This window comes from Roseomonas sp. TS2, from assembly GCF_058833935.1.
In genome coordinates this window covers 1-3,039 of the sequence record NZ_JCACVY010000307.1, presented here as the reverse complement: position 1 = coordinate 3,039, position 3,039 = coordinate 1, and the positions used below count along the sequence as shown (strand labels likewise).

Below are 3,039 nucleotides of genomic sequence, written 5' to 3'. Positions count from 1 at the left end.
GGAAGCCGTAGAAGGCGTTGCCACGTGGCTCGTGCGCGCGGTTGACCCAGGCCTTGTCGCGGATGCCAAGGTCGTGCGCCGTCATCAGGTCGTAGCGGAAGGAGGAGGAGACGTGCAGCAGCTCCTCCGGCCGGGCGTTGAGCTGGCCCAGCATGTACTCGAAGGCCTGCATGCGCGGCTTGTAGGCCTGCGCCTGCTCGGCGGTGAAGACGGCGTGGAACGGCGCCTCCAGCAGCGCCACGTTGTGGTGGATCTGCTCGTCCATCGCGTTGGAGAGGATGACGAGGGGGAATTCCTTCGCCACTCGCGTCAACGGCGCCGGCACGTCCGCGTGCGGGCCCCAGCCCGGTATGGCGTCGTAGAAGACGCGGCCATCGCCCGGCTCGCAGCCGATGCCGTGCCGGGCACAGGCGCGGCGTATGGCGTTCTCCAGCACCTCGGCATAGGGCTTCCAGGCGCCGAGCACCTCGTCCAGCCGGTAGGCGGTGAAGTCCCGCAGGAACGCCTCCATGCGCGCCTCCGGCACGCGGCCGGCAAAGTGCGCGCGGGCTACCGGGCCCATCTGGAAATTCGTCAGCGTGCCGTAGCAGTCGAAGGTGATGAACTTGGGCCGCAGGGGCATCAGGGGCATCCTTCCGGTCCGGCGCCGCCGGGTTGTCCGATGCCGCTATGCTAGGAGGCACCGCCGGGCATGGAAGCGCCGTCGCCGCCGGGCGGAGCGAAGATCGTGCCGTTTCGCCCCGCCCCGCCGGCACATTGTGCGGCTGCTCAGCCGACGCTGATGTTCCGCTCGCGGATCAGGCGGCCATAGCTCTCGTGGTCGGCGCGGATGAGGCGCGCGAACTCCTGGAGGGTCAGCGGGTCCAGCGTCATGTCGGGGGTGGCGCGCTGCCGCACCATCTCGCTCCGCACCGCCTTCCGCAGGGCTTCGGCCAGGATGCGCTGCACCTCCGGCGGCGTGCCGGCGGGGGCGCAGATGCCGTGCCAGTAGCGCAGCACGAGGTCGGGATGCCCCAGTTCGCGGAAGGTGGGCAACTCCGGAGTCGCCGCCAGGCGCTCGGGGGCGGAGAGCGCCAGCACGCGGAAGCGCCGGTTCTCCATGTGCGGCAGCAGCGTGTTCAGCGAGCCGGCATAGAAGGGGATGCGGCCCGTCATCAGGTCGGCCAGCGCGGCTTGCTCGCCGCGGTAGGCGACATTGACCATGCGCAGGCCGGTGCGCCCCTGCAGCATCTCCATCACCAGATGCGGCGTGCTGCCATTGCCGACGCTGCCGAAGGGCTGGCCCGGGTTGTCCTTCAGCCAGGCCAGCGTGCCGGCCAGCTCGCCGCCCGGCACATCCGCCGCGGCGGCGAAGGCCACCGGCGCGCGGTAGACCAGCGTGAGCGGCGCGAAATCGGCCGGCTGGTAGGTGATGTTGGGGTAGAAATGCGGGTTCAGCGCCAGGGTGCTGGTGGCGACCCAGCCCAGCGTGTAGCCATCCTTGGCCGCACGCGCCGCCGCCTCGGCGCCGATCATGGTGTTGGCGCCAGGCTTGTTCTCCACGACGATGGGCTGGCCCAGCGTCTCGCGCGCGGCCTCGGCCACGGCCCGGGCCAGCCCGTCGCCCACGCCGGGCGCGAAGGGATAGATCAGCCGCACCGGGCGGCTGGGGAACGGCGCCGCCTCGGCCCGCGCGCGCGGGGTGGCCAGGGCAGGCAGGGCCAGGGCGCCGAGCAGCGCCCGACGGGCCAGGGTGATGGACATGCTTCCTCCTCCGTGCCGGCCCTCTCTCGCGGCTTGCGGGGGGCCGTGTCCGAAAAGCCTCCCTCAGCCGGCGGGCGCGCGGGCGCGGCGCTCCGAGACCGGCACCGCCTCCTGGCCGATGATCCGCGCCGCCTCCAGCCGCGCCAGCTCCGCCGCGCCGAGGCCGAGCAGCCCGCCCAGCACCGCGGCATTGTCCTGCCCCAGCGTCGGCGCCGGGCGGTGCACGGGGTAGGGGCCGCGCCCGGCCTCGCGGAAGGGGGCGGAGGGCTGCTCGTGCCGGCCGAGATGCGGCCGTTCTACCACCTGCCAGAAGCCGCGCGCGGCGAGGTGCGGGTCGCGCTTCAGCGCGCTGGGCCACAGCACCGCGCCGGCGGCGACGCCCGCCGCCTGCAGCGCGTGCATGGCAGCCTCTGGCGCCCGCGGCCGTGTCCAGGCGGCGAGCGCCGCCTCCAGCTCCGCCTCGCGGGCGCGGCGGCCCTCGGCGGTGGCCAGGGCGGGGTCGCCGGCCAGGTCGGGGCGGCCGATGGTGCGGGCCAGGGCGGGCCAGGCGGCATCATCCTGCGTGGCCACCACCACCCAGCCTTGCTCCGCGCAGGGGAAGGCGCCGTGCGGCACCTGGGTGGGGTGGCGGTTGCCCAGGCGCGGCCCGGGCGTGCCGGTGGCCGAGGTGGCGACGATCCAGGGCGCCGCCAGGGGAAACAGGCACTCCACCTGCGCGAGGTCGATCTGCTGTCCCTCGCCGGTGCGGCGGTGGTGCAGCAGCGCCACCAGCAGCGCGGCGGCCCCGTTCAGCCCGCCGATCGGGTCGCCATAGGCGAGCTGGTTGGTGGTGGGCGGCCAGTCCGGCGCGCCGGAGACGGTGGGCAGGCCGGAGGCGTGCTCCAGCGTGGAGCCATAGGCGCGGGCATCGCGCCAGGGCCCTTCCAGCCCGAAGGCGGGCATGGAGAGCATCACCAGCCCCGGCCGCTCGGCCGAGAGGGCGGCATAGTCGAGCCCGAGCTTGGGCAGCACCTCGCGCGCATAGTTCTCCACCACCGCGTCGGCGTCGCGCACCAGCCGCTTCAGCAGCGCCTTGCCCTCGGGCGTGGCGAGGTCGAGCGTGATGCCGGCCTTGTTGCGGTTGAGGATGCCGAAGCGCACATCCTTCTCGTAGCGCCGCTCGGCGAAGAAGGCCGGGCGCGGGTCGACGCCGCGCCACCAGTCCGGATACTGGCACGCCTCCACCTTGATCACCTCGGCGCCGAGATCGGCCAGCTGGCGGGTGCAGAGCGGCCCGGCCCAGCCCATGGAAAGGTC

The 3,039-nt window shown here is 73.6% G+C and carries 3 protein-coding genes; all 3 read right to left on the bottom strand.

Annotation, left to right across the window (positions count from 1 at the left end; all coding sequences use genetic code 11):
* Positions 1–622, bottom strand: a 622-nt coding sequence (locus ACZJYS_RS23785) for a haloacid dehalogenase type II (protein ID WP_493180571.1), incomplete at its 3' end; no start/stop codon positions are given.
* Between the two features lie 146 nt (positions 623–768).
* Positions 769–1,743, bottom strand: coding sequence for a Bug family tripartite tricarboxylate transporter substrate binding protein (locus ACZJYS_RS23780; protein ID WP_493180570.1), 975 nt, complete (start codon positions 1,741–1,743; stop codon positions 769–771).
* Between the two features lie 63 nt (positions 1,744–1,806).
* Positions 1,807–3,039 (bottom strand): CaiB/BaiF CoA transferase family protein (locus ACZJYS_RS23775; RefSeq protein WP_493180569.1); only part of this gene is annotated, 1,233 nt, incomplete at its 5' end.

What these genes read in the sequence shown, in the direction of transcription:
- ACZJYS_RS23780 (WP_493180570.1), bottom strand. Translation starts at nt 1,743, where the DNA reads ATGTCCATCACCCTGGCCCGTCGGGCGCTGCTCGGCGCCCTGGCCCTG.